The 19,578-nt window shown below is 65.6% G+C and carries 14 protein-coding genes; 8 read left to right on the top strand and 6 right to left on the bottom strand.

Annotated features, from left to right (window positions below):
- The first annotated feature begins 207 nt into the window (after positions 1-207).
- The 4 genes from NYQ83_RS05610 (at position 208) to NYQ83_RS05595 (ending at position 6,999) form a co-directional block, all read left to right on the top strand.
- Positions 208-1,743 carry a Do family serine endopeptidase gene (locus tag NYQ83_RS05610; protein WP_261213157.1) on the top strand — a complete coding sequence of 512 codons (1,536 nt, stop codon included), beginning with the start codon at positions 208-210 and terminating at the stop codon, positions 1,741-1,743.
- A 160-nt stretch (positions 1,744-1,903) separates the two neighbouring features.
- A complete protein-coding gene (locus tag NYQ83_RS05605; RefSeq protein ID WP_092809500.1) occupies positions 1,904-2,581 on the top strand; it encodes a response regulator transcription factor in 678 nt (225 codons plus the stop codon).
- Positions 2,574-4,064: a HAMP domain-containing histidine kinase gene (locus NYQ83_RS05600; protein WP_261213153.1), complete on the top strand. Its 1,491-nt coding sequence runs from the start codon at positions 2,574-2,576 to the stop codon at positions 4,062-4,064. The genes NYQ83_RS05605 and NYQ83_RS05600 overlap by 8 nt, the downstream gene beginning before the upstream one ends.
- Positions 3,994-6,999 carry a bifunctional [glutamine synthetase] adenylyltransferase/[glutamine synthetase]-adenylyl-L-tyrosine phosphorylase gene (locus NYQ83_RS05595; protein WP_261213151.1) on the top strand — a complete coding sequence of 1,002 codons (3,006 nt, stop codon included), beginning with the start codon at positions 3,994-3,996 and terminating at the stop codon, positions 6,997-6,999. Before NYQ83_RS05600 ends, NYQ83_RS05595 begins: the two co-directional genes overlap by 71 nt.
- A gap of 64 nt (positions 7,000-7,063) precedes the next feature.
- Here the strand turns inward: NYQ83_RS05595 and petA are convergent, their stop codons facing one another.
- The 4 genes from petA to pepN form a co-directional block, all read right to left on the bottom strand.
- Positions 7,064-7,633 (bottom strand): ubiquinol-cytochrome c reductase iron-sulfur subunit, encoded by a 570-nt coding sequence (gene petA, locus NYQ83_RS05590; protein ID WP_261213149.1) that lies wholly within the window; start codon positions 7,631-7,633, stop codon positions 7,064-7,066.
- Between the two features lie 160 nt (positions 7,634-7,793).
- The gene (locus tag NYQ83_RS05585) at positions 7,794-8,708 is read right to left on the bottom strand and encodes a LysR family transcriptional regulator (protein WP_261213148.1); all 915 of its coding nucleotides are present in this window, start codon (positions 8,706-8,708) and stop codon (positions 7,794-7,796) included.
- Between the two features lie 121 nt (positions 8,709-8,829).
- Positions 8,830-11,163 (bottom strand): ATP-binding protein, encoded by a 2,334-nt coding sequence (locus tag NYQ83_RS05580; protein ID WP_261213146.1) that lies wholly within the window; start codon positions 11,161-11,163, stop codon positions 8,830-8,832.
- Positions 11,164-11,259: 96 nt separating this feature from the next.
- Positions 11,260-13,950 (bottom strand): aminopeptidase N, encoded by a 2,691-nt coding sequence (gene pepN, locus NYQ83_RS05575; RefSeq protein ID WP_261213145.1) that lies wholly within the window; start codon positions 13,948-13,950, stop codon positions 11,260-11,262.
- 191 nt (positions 13,951-14,141) lie between these two features.
- Between pepN and NYQ83_RS05570 the strand changes: the two genes are divergently transcribed.
- The 4 genes from NYQ83_RS05570 to NYQ83_RS05555 all read left to right on the top strand — a co-directional run bounded on the left by NYQ83_RS05570 (position 14,142) and on the right by NYQ83_RS05555 (position 16,920).
- Positions 14,142-14,708: an NUDIX domain-containing protein gene (locus NYQ83_RS05570; RefSeq protein WP_261213143.1), complete on the top strand. Its 567-nt coding sequence runs from the start codon at positions 14,142-14,144 to the stop codon at positions 14,706-14,708.
- 117 nt (positions 14,709-14,825) lie between these two features.
- Positions 14,826-14,996 carry a DUF1328 domain-containing protein gene (locus NYQ83_RS05565; RefSeq protein ID WP_092809512.1) on the top strand — a complete coding sequence of 57 codons (171 nt, stop codon included), beginning with the start codon at positions 14,826-14,828 and terminating at the stop codon, positions 14,994-14,996.
- A gap of 249 nt (positions 14,997-15,245) precedes the next feature.
- Positions 15,246-16,181 (top strand): bifunctional methylenetetrahydrofolate dehydrogenase/methenyltetrahydrofolate cyclohydrolase FolD, encoded by a 936-nt coding sequence (folD, locus tag NYQ83_RS05560; RefSeq protein ID WP_261213142.1) that lies wholly within the window; start codon positions 15,246-15,248, stop codon positions 16,179-16,181.
- 22 nt (positions 16,182-16,203) lie between these two features.
- Complete coding sequence (locus NYQ83_RS05555; protein WP_261213140.1) at positions 16,204-16,920, top strand: class I SAM-dependent methyltransferase; 717 nt, start codon at positions 16,204-16,206, stop codon at positions 16,918-16,920.
- Between the two features lie 15 nt (positions 16,921-16,935).
- Here NYQ83_RS05555 and NYQ83_RS05550 read toward each other — a convergent pair whose 3' ends face one another.
- Together NYQ83_RS05550 and NYQ83_RS05545 are read right to left on the bottom strand one after the other, a co-directional pair.
- Positions 16,936-17,874, bottom strand: a complete 939-nt coding sequence (locus NYQ83_RS05550; protein WP_261213138.1) for an alpha/beta hydrolase — start codon at positions 17,872-17,874, stop codon at positions 16,936-16,938.
- A 180-nt stretch (positions 17,875-18,054) separates the two neighbouring features.
- A complete protein-coding gene (locus NYQ83_RS05545; RefSeq protein WP_261213137.1) occupies positions 18,055-19,536 on the bottom strand; it encodes an alkaline phosphatase D family protein in 1,482 nt (493 codons plus the stop codon).
- Positions 19,537-19,578 lie beyond the last annotated feature (42 nt).

Genomic DNA, 19,578 nt, shown 5'->3' with positions numbered 1-19,578 from the left:
AGGCTGCGGCGGCAGATGCGATCCTGGCGGATCTTCTCCGGATTACGAAGTTTTAATTCCAAGGTCACTGCGCGGTAAGCCGGGCTCACCTATCTGTGAGCGTGCAGCAGGACCTCATTGCCCCTGTCCCCTGCTGCGGCCTCCAGTCCGCTCCGCGCGCCCCCCCGCGGAGCGGACACCGAGTTAACGCCCTGGAGAACGAGCAATATGACGAACAACAAGAACCGCGTTTCGACACTTGGAAAGTTCCGGAATGCGCTTCTCGCCAGCGCTGTGACGCTTGGCGTAGCGGGTGTGGCTGCCTCCGGCGCCATCCTGTCCGACACGCAGCCGGTCCGCGCCGAGCAGGTGCAGGTTCAAAACCAAGGTCCGGCCGATTTCACCGGTCTCGTGGAGAAGGTGAAGCCCGCCGTCGTGAGCGTGCGTGTGAAATCCGAAGTCAATCCCGTGACGTTCCAAGGCGATGGTCGCCACTTTTCCATGCCGGATCTGCCCGACGACAATCCCTTGAACGAATTCTTCAAGCGCTTCGGCCCGCGCGGCTTCGACTTTGACGACAACGACCGCGGACGCAGCCCCCACCATCGCAATCATCCGCGCTTTGGCATGAGCCAGGGTTCCGGCTTCTTCATTTCGCAGGACGGCTACATCGTCACCAACGACCATGTCGTCGAGGACGGCTCCGAAGTGACCGTCGTCATGGAAGACGGCAAGGAGCTGCCGGCCAAGGTCGTGGGCGTCGATGAGCGCACCGACCTCGCCCTCCTCAAGGTCGACGGCGACAATTACACCTATGTGAACCTTTCCAAGGACGCGCCGAAGATCGGCCAGTGGGTCGTGGCGGTCGGCAACCCGTTCGGGCTTGGCGGCACCGTGACGGCGGGCATCGTGTCCGCAGACGGACGTGACATCGGCGCCGGCCCCTATGACGATTTCATCCAGATCGACGCGCCGGTGAACCGCGGCAATTCCGGTGGCCCGACCTTCAACATGAAGGGTGAGGTCGTCGGCGTGAACACGGCCATCTTCTCGCCCTCCGGCGGCAATGTCGGCATCGCCTTCGCGATTCCGGCGAATGTCGTGACCGACGTCGTCTCCGAGCTGCGCAAGGACGGCGCGGTGACCCGCGGCTGGCTCGGCGTGCAGATTCAGCCGGTGACGGAAGATATCGCCGAAGGCCTCGGCATCTCCTCCACCGAGGGCGCGCTCGTGGCCGACCCGCAGGATGGCGGCCCGGCGAAGCAGGCGGGTATCCAGGCCGGCGACATCATCACGCAAGTCGACGGCAACAAGGTCGACGGCCCGCGTGAACTCGCCCGCATGATCGCCGCCTACGATCCGGACACCAAGGTCGAGCTGACGGTTCTGCGCGATGGTCGCGAACGCACGATCGACGTGGAACTCGGCAAGCTCGGCAAGCAGACGGCGTCTGCCGACAGCCAGGACAGCGGCGATCAGGCCGCGCCGACGAGCCTTGAGGGCCTCGGTCTTGCGGTCGAGCCGAACCAGGACGGCGACGGCGTCATGGTCATCGGTGTCGACAGCGGTTCGGCGGCCGATCAGAAGGGCTTCGAGGAAGGTGATGTGATCGTGCGCGCCGGCGGCAAGTCCGTGCGCGACGGCTCCGATCTCGAAAACCAGATCGCTGCGGTGAAAGAGCAGGGCCGCAAGGCGGTGCTCATGCAGGTCGAGCGCAACGGCAATTCGCGCTTCGTGGCTCTGCCGACCGACGACCAGGGCTGACGATAAGAAGCGGGGCCTCCTCTCCGGCCCCGACTTCAGAAACGGCCTTTCGGCGGTTAAAGTCGCCCCCACCGCCGGCCGTCCGGAGCGGCGGATCGCAGCGCGATCCGCCGTTTCGCGTCTCAGCCCCACCAAGGAGACGGAAAGGAAGCTCCCTCTCATGCGTATTCTCGTCATCGAAGACGATCAGGAAACGGCCGCCTATCTCGTCAAGGCGCTGAGCGAGGCCGGCCATGTCGCCGACCACGCAAGCGACGGCGACGAAGGCTATGCCATGGCCTCGCACGAGAATTACGACGTGCTCGTGGTCGACCGGATGCTGCCGAAACGCGACGGGCTCTCCGTGATTTCGGAACTGCGGGAGGAGGAAAACCGCACGCCCGTGCTGATCCTCTCGGCGCTCGGCCAGGTCGACGATCGGGTGAAGGGGCTGCGCTCCGGTGGCGACGATTATCTGGCCAAGCCCTACGCCTTTTCAGAGCTTCTGGCGCGTATCGAGGTGCTGGCGCGGCGCAATACGCCGAACGAGGCGGAAACCCGCTACCGGGTCGCCGATCTCGAGCTCGACCGTCTGGCACGCACCGTGACGCGCGGCGGCGAGACGATCCTGCTGCAGCCGCGCGAATTCCGGCTTCTGGAATATCTGATGAAGAATGCCGGCACGGTCGTGACCCGCACCATGCTCTTGGAGAATGTCTGGGATTATCACTTCGATCCTCAGACCAACGTGATCGACGTGCACATGTCGCGCCTGCGCGGCAAGATCGACAAGAACTTCGAAAAGCAGCTCCTGCACACGGTGCGCGGCGCCGGCTACGTCATCCGCGACGATGGCTGAGCGGTCTCCCGCGGGCAAGGTCGGCGGCCGGCTGCGCCTCTTGCGAACGACGGCCTTCAAGCTCGCCGCCGTCTATCTCGCCGTCTTCACGATTTTTGCCGCCTTCCTCATCTTCTACATCGCCAAGAACACGACGCAGCTGTTGACGACGCAGCTCGCCGAGGCGGTGGACCAGGAAACCCTCGAGCTCGCCCGCCAATACGAGGTTGGGGGCTTGAGCCGCGTTGCCCGCATCATCGACCGGCACAGCCGCCAGCCGGGCGCGAGCCTTTATCTCGTCACCGATCCGGATGGTGACATCATCGTCGGCAATGTCGCCGCTGTGCCCCCGGAAGTGCTGACGCGCCCGGATTCCGATCTCCATCCGATCCCCTATCGCCGGCTGGAAGAGGATACGAGCGCCGACCATGTGGCGCTGGTGCGCGTCTTTGCGCTGCCCGGCGGTTTCCGGCTTCTCGTCGGCCGCGACATCGGTGAAAGGCAGCGTTTCGTGGCGATCATCCGCCAGGCGCTGATCCTGACTGTCGGGCTGATGGTGGTGCTCGGGCTCGCGAGCTGGCTGTTCGTGTCGCGACGCGTCCTGAAACGCATCGATTCCATCTCCGCGACGAGCCGGCAGATCATGACCGGCGATCTGTCGGGGCGTCTGGAAGTGACGGGGACGGGCGATGAGTTCGACCGCCTGGCGCTCAGCCTCAACACCATGCTGGCGCGCATCGAAGCCTTGATGGTTGGGCTGAAACAGGTCTCCGACAATATCGCCCATGACCTCAAGACGCCGCTGACGCGTATGCGCAACCGCGTCGAGACGGCGTTGGCGCATCCCGATGACGGCGGCCGCGAGGCGCTGGTGACGACGCTCGAAGACGCCGACCAGCTGATCAGAACCTTCGATGCTTTGCTGATGATTGCGCGCACCGAGGCGGGTTCGTCGGGGCTTGCCTTCGGCGAAATCGACGGCAGTGCCGTCGTCGCCGACGTGGTGGAGCTTTATGAGCCTCTCGCCGAAGATGCGGGCGTTTCGCTGAGTGCGGACCTGCCGGACGAGCCGGTGATGCTCTACGGCAATCGCGAGCTTCTGAGCCAGGCGCTCGCAAACCTCGTCGACAACGCCATCAAACATGCCGGCGAGGTGGTGGAGGATGCGCATGTGACGATCGGCCTGAAGCGCGGGAAGGCGGGTGTGGAGCTTTCCGTCGCCGACAACGGGCCGGGTATTCCGGAGGCCGACCGCCCGCGCGTCATCGAACGCTTCGTGCGTCTCGACGAAAGCCGCACGCGCCCGGGCTTCGGCCTCGGCCTCGCCCTCGTTGCGGCCGTGACGAAACTGCATCATGGCGAGCTGAGGTTGGAAGATGCCGCGCCAGGCCTTAGAGCTGTCCTGGCCCTGCCCAACGAAAGAGCGCTCACCGATGACGCAAAAAGCTCTGAGGCAAAGGATCAAGCCGCTGCCGCCGTCTCCGGAGGCGGAAAAGGCGCTTGAGCGCCTTGCCCATGCCGCCGGACGCCAGGAGAAGGGGGCGGCGCTTCAGGCGCTCCTCGCCGATGACGCGCTGAAAGCCTTCCTGGGGACGAGCCTCGGCGATTGTCCCTATCTCCTCGATCTGGCGGCAAAGGATATCGACCGGCTCGCCGAGATCATCGGGGCGGCGCCGGAGGCTTTGCTTCAGGAGACGACGGCCGCTCTCGCGGATCTGGAGCCTGCGGATGAGAAGGCGCTCATGGCGGCGCTGCGACAGGCGAAGCAGAAGGTCGCGCTGACGCTGGGCCTTGCCGATCTCGGTGGTGCGCTGGAGCTTGAAGGCGTCGTTGGCGCTTTGTCCGATTTTGCCGATCAGGCGATCGACACCGCGCTCGCCTTTCTCCTGCGCGAGGCGGAAAGGCAGGGCAAATGGCAGGGGGGCGGGCCGCGCGATTGTGGCCTTGTCGTGCTCGCCATGGGCAAGCAGGGCGCGCACGAGCTCAATTATTCCTCCGACATCGATCTGATCGTGCTCTTCGACCCGCAGACGCCGGGGCCGGCGGAGGGCGTCGAGCGCTCCGTGTTCTGGGTCAGGATCGTGCGCCGGCTCGTCTGGCTCCTGCAGGAGCGGACCGCCGACGGCTATGTCTTCCGTGTCGACCTCAGGCTTCGCCCCGATCCGGGGGCGACGCCCGTCGCGCTGTCGATCCCCGGGGCGCTCTCCTATTACGAAAGCATGGGCCAGAACTGGGAGCGGGCCGCGCTCATCAAGGCCCGGCCGGCCGCCGGCGACAGGAGGGTGGGCGAGGACTTTCTGCGCGAGCTCGGCCCCTATATCTGGCGCAAGCATCTCGACTTCGCCGCGATCGCCGACATCCATTCGATCAAGCGGCAGGTGCATATCCATCGCGGCCACGCCAAGGTGCGCGTCGCCGGCCACGATCTGAAGCGCGGGCGGGGCGGCATTCGCGATATCGAGCTTTTCGCCCAGACGCAGCAATTGATCGCCGGCGGCCGCGATGCCGATCTGCGCGGCCTGCGCACCCGCGACGTGCTGGCAAAGCTTGCCGAAAAGGGCTGGGTCACTGGCGAGGAAGCCGCCGAGCTCGACCGCGCCTATGTGTTTTTGCGCGGCGTCGAGCATCGGCTGCAGATGGTGCGCGACGAGCAGACGCAGACCCTGCCGCAAGAAAAAGAAGGGCTTCAGCGCATCGCCAGGCTCTGCGGCTTTGCCGAGCTTGAGGATTTCGAGACGGAGCTTCTGAAACATCTCAACGCCGTCGCCGCGCGCTATCAGGAGCTGTTCGAGGAGGCGGCGCCGCTGTCGACAGAACTCGGCAATCTCGTCTTCACGGGCGGCGACGACGATCCGGGCACGCTTGAAACCTTGTCTCACCTCGGTTTCCGGCAGCCGGGGAACGTGACGGAGACCGTGCGCGCCTGGCATTTCGGCCGCTATCAGGCGACGCGGTCGACGACGGCGCGCGAAAGGCTGACGGAGTTTACGCCGGCCCTTCTCGCCGCCCTTGCCGAGACGCCGGATCCGGACGCCGCCTTCCGCGCCTTCGATGCGGTGGTGCGCAAATTGCCGGCGGGGGTGCCGCTGTTTTCGCTGCTTGCCGCCAATCCGGGCCTGCTCGAGCTTCTGGCGCTGGTTCTCGGTGCCTCGCCGATGCTGGCTGAAACGCTCGCCAAGCGGCCGCATGTCATCGACATTCTGACAGACCCGGAATTGCTGGCCGAGCCGATCGGACGCAAGGTGCTCGACGAGCAGCTTCGCACGAGCCTGGCCGATGCGCGCAGCTACGAGGATCGGCTCGACCGGGCGCGGATCTTTGCGCGCGAGATGCGCTTTCTGATCGGCGTCAAGGTGCTGGCGGGCGCGATGGATGCGCCGGAGGCCGGCAGCGCCTTCGCCGATCTCGCCGAGACGGTGATCACGGAGCTGTTCGTGGCGACGCGGCGGGAATTCGCCCGCCGTCATGGCGAGGTGCCGGGAGGCGATGTGGCGCTTCTCGCCATGGGTCGGCTCGGCAGCCGCGAGATGACGGCGACCTCAGATCTCGATCTCATCGTCGTCTACGATTTCGCCGCCGACGCGAAGGAATCCGACGGCGAGAAGCCGCTCGCGCCGAGCCAGTATTACACGCGCCTGACGCAGCGCTTCGTGACGGCGCTCTCCGCGCAGACGGCGGAAGGCGCCGCCTATGAAGTGGATCTGCGGTTGCGCCCGTCGGGACGCGCCGGGCCGCTGGCGACGCCGTTTTCGGGCTTTGAACGCTATCAGAGGGAAGAGGCCTGGACCTGGGAGCATATGGCGCTGTGCCGGGCGCGCTGCATTTTTGCCGAAGGCGATCTCGGAACGCGCGTCGAGACGGTGATTTCCGAGGTGCTCGCGACCCGGCGTGAGGACGAAAAGCTCAAGGACGACATCGCCTCCATGTATGACCGCGTGCAGGCGGCCAAGGGCGGCACGTCGCGCTGGCAGCTGAAGACGGTGCCCGGCGGGCTGACGGCGCTCGAATTCCTGGCGCAATATTTGATCCTGGCCGGGCGCGCGGCCCCGCAGCCGGCACCGCCTCACCGCATCTTCGAAAGCCTGCACGATGCGGGGGACGAAGAGCGGGGCAATGCGGGGGAAGACGGGACGTGGAAGGTGCTGGCCAAAGCCTCGCGCTTACAGGCGGCTTTGCTGCAGGGGCTCCGGCTCATCGGCGAGGATGCGGCACGCGATCCGGATGCGACGGCGGAGGGCACGAAGCGTCTGCTCTTGCGGCTCGCCACGCAGGCGGAGATCGTCGCCGAAGCTGGCGATCTGCCACCGAGCCAGGTGATGAGCGATTTCGACGGGCTGATTGCGCGCCTCGATCAGGCGCAGGCAGAAGTGCACAAGATCTTCGACGAGATTTTGCGCCGGGAGGGCTCTCAGGCGGCCGACGAGGGTGACGGCGCCTGAAAGCGAGGCCTGACCGGAAAAAGAAGGCGGCGCCGGGGGTGAGCGCCGCCCAAGCCGAAAGCCGTCAGCCGATCTTGATCGTCGTGTCGTCGACGAAATTATTGATCGGAATATCCATGTTGCGCGGCGCCGGCCCATGACGGATGCGCCCGGCCGTGTCGTAGACGGAGCCGTGGCAGGCGCAGAACCAGCCGCCGAATTCGCCCGCTTCACCGGTCGGCACGCAGCCGAGATGGGTGCAGATGCCGATCATGACGAGGAATTCTTCGCGGCCCGCCGGGCTGCGGTTTTCCATCGTCGCCGGGGCGCCGGCTTCGAGATTTTCGTTGCGCGCCACCGGATCCTTGAGGTCCGCAAGTGGCGTGTCGCGCGCTGCCGCTACCTCGTCCGGGGTGCGGTAGCGGATGAAGACCGGCTTGCCGCGCCACATCACGGTGATCGACTGCCCGGCTTCCATGCCGGACACGTCGACCTGGATGGAGCCCAGCGCCAGCGCCGAACTGTCGGGGTTCATTTGGTCGATGAACGGCCAGGCGAGGCCGCCGACAGCCGCGACCGTCATGGCGCCGGTCGCGACGACGATGAAGTCGCGTCGCGTAGGCTCGCCGCCTCCGCTCGTTACAGCTGCGGTCATGGAAATGCTCCCTTGCCGATAAAAGGACGCCGGCCCTTCGGAGAGCATGTCAACGACGGTGTGGGGACGAGGTCGTGTCGGTACAGCCGCCGCCGCAGGCCACCCGATGGTCCGGCAAATTCAATGTAGGTGAGCGCTCACGACCGCAGAAATAGTAATATCAGAGGGGCATACTCAGCTTTTGCGAGGGTCTCCCGGAAGACTGAGGCAAAGCACTGCGCGCGACGTCGAGAAGGCCGGTGAGAAGCGCGTTCTGGGGCTTTCTGTCCGCATAGACGAGACGCTGCGCCGCCCGGCCTTCCATATCAGACAGCCAGGAGATACCCGGTGTTTCGGCGGAGCAGGCGGAGATGTGCAGGAAGCCGCCGGCCATGCCGCCGGCGATGAGCTCCCGCGCGGTCTTTTCGGGAACGGTGCCGGCGATCGCCTGCGGGTGGATGCCGCGCCGCTCAAGGATCGCCTCGGCGAGCCTGCGGCACTGGGTGCCGGGGGGCGGCAGAAGCCAGGGAATTTCGGAGAGCGCCTGGCTGTCGGCGCCGGCGAGCCGCTCCTCCCAGGCGCTCGGGATCGCGGCGCGCACCACGATCGTATCGATCTCCACCGCGGCAAGCCCGGCTTCGAGATCGGGCTCGGTGGAGACGCAGCCGGCGAGAAGCTCGCCGGAGCGGATGCGCTCCAGGATCTCCGCCGAAGAGGCCTCGCAGATGTCGAGCCGGGTGAGGGGATGCGCCAGCGCCATGCCGGCGATGAGGCCTGCCAGACGATGCTCGCAGGCACAGGGCGAGATGCCGAGGCTGATGACGCCCTTGAGAGTGCCGCCGAGCGAGCGTCCGTGATCGACGAATTCGGCACGGGCTTTGAGGACAGCGCGCGCCCGCACCAGCATTTCGGCGCCTGCCGCCGTGAGGCGCATGCCCTGCGAGGAACGCTCGAAGAGGGCAAAACCCAGCTCTTCCTCAAGCTGCTTGATATGCGCGCTGACGGCGGGCTGGCTGGTGGCGAGGTGCTCGGCCGCGCGCGAGATCGAACCGGTCTCGGCAACGCCGACGAGGCTGCGCAAATGGTGAAATTCCAACGGCCTGCCTTGCTGCTGCGGGGATCACATGATGCAACCTGCATATAAGGATCGCGGCCGCAGGATTAAGCCGTGTTCGGCGGGCGGAACGTCGCGGGCGGGGGAGCGCCGTGCCGGATGCTCAGGCGGCGTGCGCCGCCTGCTGGTGCAAGGGCAGGGACAGCGTAACGCGGGTGCCGACGCCTTCAGAGGAATCGATGCGCATATCGCCGCCGTGCAGCTGCACGATCGACTGGGTGATGGCGAGGCCGAGACCTGAACCCTTGTGGTCGCGGGTCATCTGGCGGGCCACCTGCTCGAAGGGCCGGCCGAGCCGCTCGAGCGCTTTTTTCGGAATGCCGATGCCGGTGTCTTCCACAGCGATCAGCGCTTCGCCGCCGCGCCTGCGGGCGCTGATCTTCACCTTGCCGTCGGCGGGCGTGAATTTGACGCCGTTGGACACGACGGCGAGGAGGGCCTGACGCAGAGCCTTGCGGTCGGCATCGAGGCGGAAGTCCTTCTCCACATCCAGGCGGATGTCGATGTTGTTTTCGGCGGCTTCCTTGCCGAGGCTCGCGACGACCTCTTCGGCGAGTTCGGCGAGATCGACCTCGCTCGGATCGAGCGAGATGTGGCCCGATTCCAGCCGCGTCATGTCGAGGATGTCGGAGATGACGCTGAGGAGATAGCCGCCGGAATCGCGGATATCGGCGCAGTATTCCTCGTACTTTTCGTTCCCGAGCGGGCCGAAGGCGCCCGATTGCATCATCTCCGAAAAGCCGATGATGGCATTGAGCGGCGTTCTGAGCTCGTGGCTGACATTGGCCATGAATTCCGATTTGACGCGGGAGAGCTCTTCGGCGTGCTCCTTTTCGAGCGCGTATTTCTCGGCGAGTTCGACGAGCTGCTGCGCCTGCTTTTCGAGCTGCTGGCGCGAGCCGCGGAGGTCGGCGACGGTGGCCGTCAGCTTGCGCTCGTTCTCCAGTAGCTGGGCTTCATGCTGCTTCAAGGCGGTGATGTCGGTGCCGACGGAGACGAAGCCGCCATCCTTGGTGCGCCGCTCGTTGATCTGGAGCCAGCGCCCGTCCTCGATGCGCGCTTCGACGGAGCGGCCGCCGAGCTGCGGGCTTTCGGCGGCGGGCAGGAGGCTTGCAAATTGCGGCCGCCGTCCGCTCGCCACGACGTCGGCATAGGCGGTGCCCGGCCGCACCAGATTGTCCGGGAGCTGATAGAGCTCCTGATATTTGGAATTGCACAGGACGAGGCGGTTGGACGCGTCCCACAAGACGAAAGCTTCCGAGATCGCCTCCACCGCATCGTGCAGCCGAAGATCGGCGGTTCGGGAGGCTTCCGCGGCAAGCTTCGATTCCGTCACGTCGACGGCGATGCCGATCCAATGCGGCCCGTCGGCATCGCGCACGACCTCGCCGCGCACCCGAACCCAGATCCAGCGGCCGGATTCGTGGCGCATGCGGAATTCGCGGTCGATCTGCGCCCCCTCGGCCTGGATGAGGGCGTTCGCCATTTCGATGAGATCGCCGTCCTCCGGATGGATGCGCGACGACACATCCCCGGCGGAGAGGAGGTTGTTGATCGCGGGCAGGCCGACGATGTCGTACATCGAGGGCGACCAGAAGATCGCCCCGCGCGACAGATCCCAATCCCACAGCCCCGAACGGCCGCGCATCAGCGCCATATGCACGCGGTTCTGGGTTTCGCTGTAGATGTAATCGGCCTCTTCCGCCCGCGTCGTCTGCGCCTGATAGGCAAAGCCCAAGATCGACAGGATGATCGAGGTGCCGACGAAGACGGTGGCCTCACGGGACACGTTGCTGCGCCAGTTGGCGAAGACGGCGGACAGCGGCTGGTAGACGGCGACGGAGCCGGTCGCCTCGCCGATATGATGGACGGTGGCGAGCACGTCGTTGCCGTCCGGCAGACGGATGGACAAAACGCCTGCGCGCTCGCCGAGCGTGGTGAGCGGCTGGCCGGGACCGAGAAGATCATCGAGCGAGCGGCCGACGAGTTCGACCGCATAAGGATCGACGGCAACGATCTTGCCGAGTGGATCGGCGAGCACGGTGACGCGGCCGGAATCCTCCGCGCCGGGCGGTAGAGCGTTGGCGAGGATGCCGTGATAGGTCTCCGACATCGCCGTTGCCGGCATCTGCCCGCGCATCTCTTCGAGATTGGTGGCGATCGAACTTGCGAGGAGGCCGAGCGTCAGCTTGGCGCGGTTTTCAATGTCTCCGCGCGCATCGCTCAACACCACGATCCGCATCATTCCGAGCGTCACGATGAAGAGGACGATGAGGAACGGGATGAGGCGGCGGATCAGCGGCTCCGCTCGCACCAGCCGCGCATAGGCAGGGTGGATGAAGAGGCGCGCATGGCCCGCCAGCGCTTGCCGGTCGAGGCGTCTTACGTTGGGTAGACGCCTGAACGCGGACGCGATGGCTTGATGAGCCCGCGCCATGCAGAACCTCCAGTGATTTGGGGCAGCCGCACCCCCGAATCACCTCATTTGAATCTGAGCGAATCAGATTGTCCAGACCCGCAGGGAGATCGGCTCCTACCCCAGCGTGCGAATGACGATATCGGCCACGTCCGTGGAGAGGTCCGGACGGTCGGCGAGCGCCCGCAAGGCGGCCTCCGCATGCGTGCGGCGCCCCGGTTCGAGCAGCCCGTAGCTGCGGAAGCAGGTGGCGAGCCGCGAGGCGACGGACGGATTGCTCTTGTCGAGATCGGCGATCGCATTGGCGAGGAAATGATAGCCGGCGCCGTCGGGACGGTTGAAGGCCGTCGGGTTGCCGGCCCCGAAGGTGCGCACCAGCGAATAGACCCGGTTCGGCGTCTTCCAGGAGAACGCCGGATTTTGGGTGAGCTCCTCGACCTTTTTCAGCGTCTCGTGGCCGGGCTGCATCGCCTGCACGGCGAACCATTTGTCGAGGACGAGCGGATTGTCGCGGTAGCGCTCGAAGAAGGCGTCGAGCGCGGCCGAGGCGCCGGTGAGGTCCTCGTGCACGAGAAGCCTGAGCGCCGCGAGACGCTCGGTGAGGTTGGTCGCCGTCTCGAAGGATTTGCGCACCTGCGCGCCTTCGTCCTGTCCGCGCGCCTTGCCGGCGGCGATCTGATAGCGCCAGGCGGCGAAGGTGAGGGCGCGGCGCCCGGCATTGTCGGCATCGGGCGAATAGGCCGGCATTGCAGGTTCGCGCTTGGCCGCCTCGACGATGCGCTCGGCCGACTTCTCGCCGATGAAGCCGGCAAGCGCCTGCCGCGTCTCGTAGACGATGTCGGGATCGACATCCTTGGCGATCAACTGGGCGATCTCGTTTTCCGACGGCAAGGCGAGGGCGAGCGCCCGGAAGGCCGGGTCGAAATCGGTGTTCTCGGCAAGTTCCGCGAAGGCCGCCGCGAGCCTTGGATCGAACGAGGCGGCACCGCCGCTCGACAGCGCCTGATAGCCTGAGAGGATCGCCCGGCGGGCGAGGCTCTGCAGCGCCTCCCAGCGGTTGAAGGCGTCCGTGTCCTGGCGCGCCAGGAAGAAGAGGTCGTCGTCGGTGAGATCCGCCTCAAGGTGCACGGGCGCCGAAAATCCGCGCAGCACCGACGGGACGGCTTCGGCACGCACGCCGCGGAAGGTGAGGTTCACTTCCTTCTCGGTGAGAAGAATGAGACCGCGCCCGAGCGCCTCCTTGCCGCCATCGCCGAGGCCGGCCGGGGCATCGACGTCTTCCCAGGAGAGATCCTGACCATCAGGGCCGACGAGACCGAAGGACAGCGGGATGAGCTGCGGCTCTTTCGGCTTGTTGTCCGGCGTCTGCGGCAGCTCCTGGGCAAGGCTGAGAGAGAGCGTTTCGCTCTGCGCATCATAAGCGTGGCGGAGCGTCACTTTCGGCGTGCCGGCCTGGTGGTACCAGAGCGAGAACTGGGTGAGATCTCTGCCGGTCGCATCGGCAAAGCACGCGATGAAATCCTCGATGGTGACGGCGCCGCCATCATGGCGCTCGAAATAAAGGTCCATGCCGGCGCGGAAGCCTTCATCGCCGAGGACGAGCTTCAGCATGCGGCAGATTTCGGCGCCCTTTTCATAGACGGTCGCCGTGTAGAAGTTGTTGATCTCGCGGTAGGCGGTCGGGCGCACCGGATGGGCGAGCGGGCCGGCATCTTCCGGGAACTGCGCCTGGCGCAGGCCGATCACGTCGGAGATCCGTTTCACCGGGCGCGAACGCATGTCGGAGGAGAATTCCTGATCGCGGAAGACGGTCAGGCCTTCCTTGAGGCAGAGCTGGAACCAGTCGCGGCAGGTGATGCGGTCGCCGGTCCAGTTGTGGAAGTACTCGTGCGCGATCACGCCTTCGACGTGGGCGTAATCCATGTCCGTTCCGGTCTCCGCATCGACGAGCACGTATTTGTCGTTGAAGACGTTGAGACCCTTGTTCTCCATCGCGCCCATGTTGAAATCGGACACGGCGACGATGTTGAAGACGTCGAGATCGTATTCGCGTCCGAAGACTTCCTCGTCCCAGCGCATGGAGCGCTTCAACGCATCCATGGCGTAGCGGCAGCGCTCTTCCTTGCCGTGCTCGCAAAAGATGCCGAGGCGCACGCGCCGGCCGGATGCGGTGACGAATTCGTCGTGGATGGAGCCGAGGTCGCCGGCGACGAGGGCGAAGAGATAGGAGGGCTTCGGAAACGGGTCGTGCCAGACGGCATAATGGCGGTCGGTGCCTTCCACCGGGCCGCTTTGGATGAGATTGCCGTTGGAGAGCATGACGGGCGTCGCCGCCCGCGGCGCTTCCATGCGCACGGTGTAGACGGCGAGAACGTCGGGCCGGTCGTAGAAATAGGTGATGCGACGGAAGCCTTCCGCCTCGCATTGCGTCGTGTAGACGCCGCTCGAGCGATAAAGCCCCATCAGGGCCGTGTTGTTCTCCGGATCGATCTCGGTGACGATCTTGAGCGTGAAGGGCTCGTGCGGCGGTGTGGAGAGCGTGAAGCGGTCGGGCGTCGCTTCGTATTCGTCGGCGCTGAGCGTACGGCCATCGACGAAAACCTGCTTCAGTTTCAGCCCGTCGCCATTGAGAACGAGAGGTGGCTGCTTGGCTTCAGCATCTGAGGACTCGCGGCGACGAAGCGCCAAAGAAGCGGTGACCTGGGTCGCCGTCGGATCGAGGCGGAAATCGAGATCGACGGTGTCGATGGCGTAATCGGTCGGTCGGTAATCTTCGAGCCGCACCACTGCGGCGCCCTCACGTTGCATCATAGGCTCCTTGCATCTCGTTGCCGATGTAGAGGTGAAATGAGCCGACGAAAAGGCAGGAAGCCGCGGTTTGCCTGCGATTTCGCGGAATTTGCTGCGCCTTTTCCGGCTTTCGCCCTTGCCGGCCTCTCTGCAATCGTCCATGCCCCGGCAAAAGTCTCCTTCCGTTCATAGCCGAGCCTCGGACCGCCATGAAGAAACCGCTGCCAGAAATCGTCGAACGTCGTCGCGTCTATGACGGCTGGAACCTGATGGACGAACTGACGGTGACGGGGCTCTCGTCAGAGGCGCATAAGCGCGAAGTCGTCGACCATGGCGATGCGGCGAGCCTGCTTCCCTACGATGCCGAGCGCCGCACGGTCCTCCTCGTCCGGCAATGGCGCGCGCCGCTCGCCGAGCGCCCCGAAGGCGGCTTCATCATGGAGGCCTGCGCCGGGATCATCGATCCGGGCGAGACGCCCGAGCAAGCGGCTCTGCGCGAGGCGGAAGAAGAACTCGGCGTGACGCTCGGCAAGGCGGAACATGTGGCGAGCGTCTATCCGGCTCCCGGCTGTCTCACGGAACTCGCGCATCTCTTTCTGGCGCCCTACCGCCCGGCGGACCGCAAGAACGCGGGTGGCGGCAAGGACGAGGAAGGCGAGGCGATCGAGGTCGTGGAGATCTCGTTCGATCGGCTTTTCGCCCTCGTGCGGGAAGCGGGGATCAACGACGCCAAAACTCTGGTTCTGGCTCAGGCGCTGCTTTTACGCGGTCTGTGACACCTCGTCCTCTTGCGAGGCAGCAAACTTTTTCAAGCGTGCAATTGAACCGAACACGTTCCTGGGCGTTATCTGTCCCGAAAGCGCCAGTTGGCGCAGTAGACAGGAGAGTTTGTCATGCTCGGTTGGGCATTAACCTTTCTCGTGATCGCGCTGATTGCTGCGGTTCTTGGATTTGGTGGTATTGCCGGTACGGCTGTGGGCATTGCCAAGATAATCTTCTTCGTCGCCGTGGTCCTCTTCCTTATCTCGGCCATCTTCGGCGGCATCCGCGGGCGTCGTATCTGACGTTCGCCTGAGCCAAATCTCCCGGTCGGGATCGTCGCCGAGATCCTCAGATCGGTGCGGAAAACCAGACAGGCCGCTGCCGGCAAAACGGCGGCGGCCTTTTTCTTTGTCTCTCACTTTTGTCCGTCGGCCGTGGTTTGAGGTTCGGCAAAGCTCTGCGGACATCGCCGAAAGGCCCCTTTGCGCTTGCGATCCGTGCACGCTATCAGGCCCGCACGCGCCTTGAGCGCGATCCTGACGGAGAAGCATATGTCCGAGCCCCAAGCGCGCCCCAAAGCTCACATCATCGACGGCAAGGTGATCGCACCGCAGACCATCGACAAGGTGAAGGCGGTGCGTGAGAAGCTCGAAGCGGAAACCGGCGTGAAGCCGGGACTTGCGGTCGTCATCGTCGGTGAGGATCCGGCAAGCCAGGTCTATGTCCGCAACAAGGGTCTGAAGGCGGAGGAATGCGGTTTTCATTCCGAGACGCATCGCCTGCCGGAGGCAACGAGCGAGGCCGAGCTTCTCGCCTTGATCACGCGGCTCAACGCCGATCCGAAGATCCACGGCATCCTGGCGCAGCTTCCCCTGCCGAAGCATATTTCAGAGAAGGCGGTGATTGCCGCGATCGATCCGGACAAGGATGTCGACGGGCTTTCGCCGATCAATGTCGGCCGTCTCGTGTCGGGCTCGGCCGATGAAGCGCTCGTGTCCTGCACGCCGGCCGGCTGTCTCGTCATGGCGAAATCGGTCACGCCCGATCTGAGCGGGCTCAATGCCGTCGTCGTCGGGCGCTCCAACATCGTCGGCAAGCCGGTGGCGCATTTGCTTCTAGCGGAGAACTGCACGGTGACGATCGCCCACTCGCGGACGCGCGATCTGCCCTCCGTCTGCCGCTCCGCCGATATTCTGGTCGCGGCCGTCGGGCGGCCAAAGATGATCAAGGGCGATTGGGTGAAGCCGGGCGCCACCGTCATCGATGTCGGCATCAACCGGATTCCCGCACCCGAGAAGGGCGAGGGCAAGACGCGGCTCGTCGGCGATGTCGATTTCGACGAGGCCGCGGACGTCGCCGGCGCCATTACGCCGGTGCCGGGCGGCGTCGGGCTGATGACGATCGCCATGCTGATGGCGAATACGGTGATCGCGGCCTCGAGGAAGGCGGGACGCCCGGAGATCGGGGCGGGAATCTTTCAGGGCTGAGTCTGCCGCGACGGCGGGCCGTATGGCCGTGGCCGCCGGCCTTCTCTATTTTCCGGAGATGACCGATTTCATCCCTGGCCGTCAAAGCACGAGCCCCGTGGCCGCGGGCGACAAACGCCTCGACACGCGCTCGTTCCATAAGAACCACGTGCCGATCCGCACGGCGCTGACGCCGTTTCTGGAGGGGCGCTCAGGCGATGTTCTGGAAGTGGGCTCCGGCTCCGGCCAGCATGTCGTGGGTTTCGCCAAAGCCTTTCCGCATCTCACCTTCTGGCCTTCCGACAGAGAGCCCATGCACCGGGCGAGCATTGCCGCCTGGGCGGCGCTCGACCCGCAGCCCAATCTGCGCGACGTCGTCGATCTCGATCTCGATCTCTGCGAGACCTGGCGGCTCGGCGAAGAGGGCGGTGCGACGGGGCGGCCGCCGGCGAAGCTTGCCGCCATCCTCGCCATCAACATCCTGCATGTGACACCTTTTGCCGTGTCGGGACATCTGATGGCGGGGGCCGGCCGTTATCTCGCCGATGACGGCCTGCTCTTCATCTACGGCCCGTTCGCCCATGACGGTGCGATGAGCGAAAGCAATGCCGAGTTCGACGCGCAATTGCGGGCGGCGAATCCGGAATGGGGCCTGCGCGACGTGCAGGCGCTCTGCGTCCTTGCCGGCGAGAACGGGTTGAAGCCGCTCGACAAGATCGAGATGCCGGCGAACAACCACATTCTGGTCTACGGGCGCTGAGGCAGGCGAGCTCTCCTAGAAGCGCTGCCTGGCGAGAAGCGCGATCGTCTCCATGACCTCGCCGACGGCATCGACGACGCCGCCGAGCTCCATGAAACCATGGACCTGCCCGGGGAAATGCCGGTGCAGGACTTCGACGCCGGCATCGCGGAGCTTTTGCGCATAGGCCGCGCCGTCATCGAGCAGGGGATCGTGACCGCCGGTGACGATGAGGGCCGGCGGCAGGCCGTGATGGTCTTCGGCAAGAAGCGGCGAGGCGCGCCAATCGAGGCCTGCCTCGGCATCGGGCAGGTAGTTGCGGACGAGCGCGATCATGTCTTCAAGCGTGATCGGCGGCGCCTTGGCATTGGTGATGCGCGAGGGGCGCGCATTGGAGGCTTCGCTGTTGTCGGTCGCAGGATAGAGAAGCACCTGGAAGGCGATCTTCGGCGTGTCTTCGCGAAGCGCGCGCGTGGTGACAGCGGCAAGGCTGCCGCCGGCGCTGTCGCCTGCGATGGCAATCCGGTTCGCATCGATGCCGAGCTCGCCGGCATGGGCGCCGATCCAGCGCGTGGCGGCGATCGCATCCTCAGGGCCGGCCGGAAACGGGTTTTCCGGGGCGAGGCGGTAATCGACGGACACGATCCGGCAGCGGGCGGTATCGGCCATGCGCCGGCAGAGCGTGTCGGCCGTGTCGAGCGTGCCGAGCACCCAGCCGCCGCCATGCAGATAGATGATCGCGGGTCCGGTGTCGTCGACGCCGTGCGGCGTGTAGAGCCTGAGCCTGATCGGCCCGGCCGGCCCGTCGGCCGCCACGTCTTTCACCTCCGCCATATCGATGATCGGGCCGCCGAATGTGTGCTGCAGCACGCCCTGGGTGGCGCGCATCTCCGCGACACTCATTGTGTGCAGAGGCGGTCCGCCGGCCTTCGCCATGCGTTGGAGCACTTTTTCGACTTGCGGATCGATGGGCATGTTCGTCCTTTCCTGTCTGTCGACGCGCCTGGCGCAGAGGCGCTGCCTCCGGCTGCCAAGGGTCGGCCGTCAGGTCGGATTTAGGTGGGTTCCGGAGCGCCGCGAGGAAAAACCCGGCCCGGCATAGGAGATGGCCGGCGAGTGCATGGGCCGTGGGGGCGGATCGATCCGCTGCCCGCCTCAGATAACGAGCTTTTCCGTCGGCCCGGATTCAAGCTCCCACCAGGCTTCCCAGGCGCCGTGTCGGCGGGCGAGCCTCAGATAGTTGCGCTCTGCCGTGTAGATCGTGCTCTTGCCGGGGAGCGGCAAAAGTTTGATCGGATGCTGCTTCAAGGGGGCGGAGCCGAAGCTCGCAAGCGCGCCGAGGGTGGCCGCATAGGCTTTCGGCGGCGGCGGATGGGTGATGCCGGAGGCGACGAGCTGATGGAGGTCGCCGGTATCGGAGGCGAGCGTGCCGCGCGTGGCGAGATGGATCTCGCCGGAAAGAACCGTGAGCCGCGTATCCTCCCGCTCATGCGCGGCAAGAAGCGTGCGCAGGAACTTGCACCATTCCTCGCGATGCGTGCGGCTTTGCCACTGATCGCGCAGATCGTCCTCGTATTTCTCCGCGATCGGCGTGATCCGCATCACCGCCTCGATCAGCGACAGACGGGGGCCGAGTGCCGGCACGCTCGACAACAGAAGGATGCGGCCATCTTCGGCGTCGGCGAGCGCGGTTGCGAGGGCGCGCCAGCCCGCCGGTCCCATGACCCGGTCGCGCCGTCGCTCCGAGCGCAGATCGGGCGCGATGAGCATCAGCCCCGGCATTTGCACGCGGCAGGTGAGCGAGGTGCCCGACGGATCGAGACAGGTTTCGGGCAAGGCCCCTTCGACGGCGCCCATCTGGAAGAGCAGGAAGTGCTCGCGTGCCACCGCGAAGACGGCGTTGCCGACGGGTGAATCGAGTTTCTTGTCCGGCAGCGAGCCCCAGCCGTCGCAGATGTCGTGGTCGTCCCACATGGCGAGCGAGGGGACGCGGCAGAGAATGTCGGCAATGGCCGGCTGGCCGTAGAGTTCGAGATAACGCTGCAACAAAACCCGGCGCAGGGCGGCGACGACCTCCGGCACTTCCGCGCCGGAATTGGAGCCCGGATCGCCGCGATCGCGGCCCCATTCGCGCGTCAGCGGATGCGCTTCGAGGATCTCGTCGGCATAGATCTGGTCACCGCCATGCAGAAGAAGATGCAGCGGCTCTCGCGCATGCGCCGCACCAAGCCGCGCCCAAAGCGTGTTGCGGCTTTCTTCCGGTCGTTCCCGGTCGCCTTCTTCCTGGCCGTTGCAGGAGACGAAGGCGAGCGCGAGATCGCCGTCATAGGCCGTGTTGACGACATAACGCGTGCCTTCGAGCTCGTACCAGGCGGCTTTCTGGACCTCGGCGCCGGTCGGCAAGGCGAAGGTGTAGCGCAGCGCGAGGAGGCCATAGCGCGACAGGAGAAGCTCCGGCTCGACCGCACCGTTGCGCGTGACGAGGTTCGGAAGCTCCGGCGTGAGCGGGCGGATGAGGAGCACGGCGAGGCGCACGCGGTCCCCCTCCATACCGCGCAGGAAGAGCAGCGGCTTCAGCCGTCCGGCGAGGCGCTGCAATTCGGCATTGTCGGCCATGTCTGGGACGCGGCCGGTCATGGGGTTTCGTCTTTCGGCGCGCCTGTTTTCGGCGTTGCCTTC

The sequence above is a fragment of the Afifella sp. JA880 genome (assembly GCF_025379905.1).
GTDB lineage: Bacteria > Pseudomonadota > Alphaproteobacteria > Rhizobiales > Afifellaceae > Afifella > Afifella aestuarii.
Note: the sequence above shows the minus strand (reverse complement) of the source record. Positions and strands in the feature narration are given on the sequence as shown.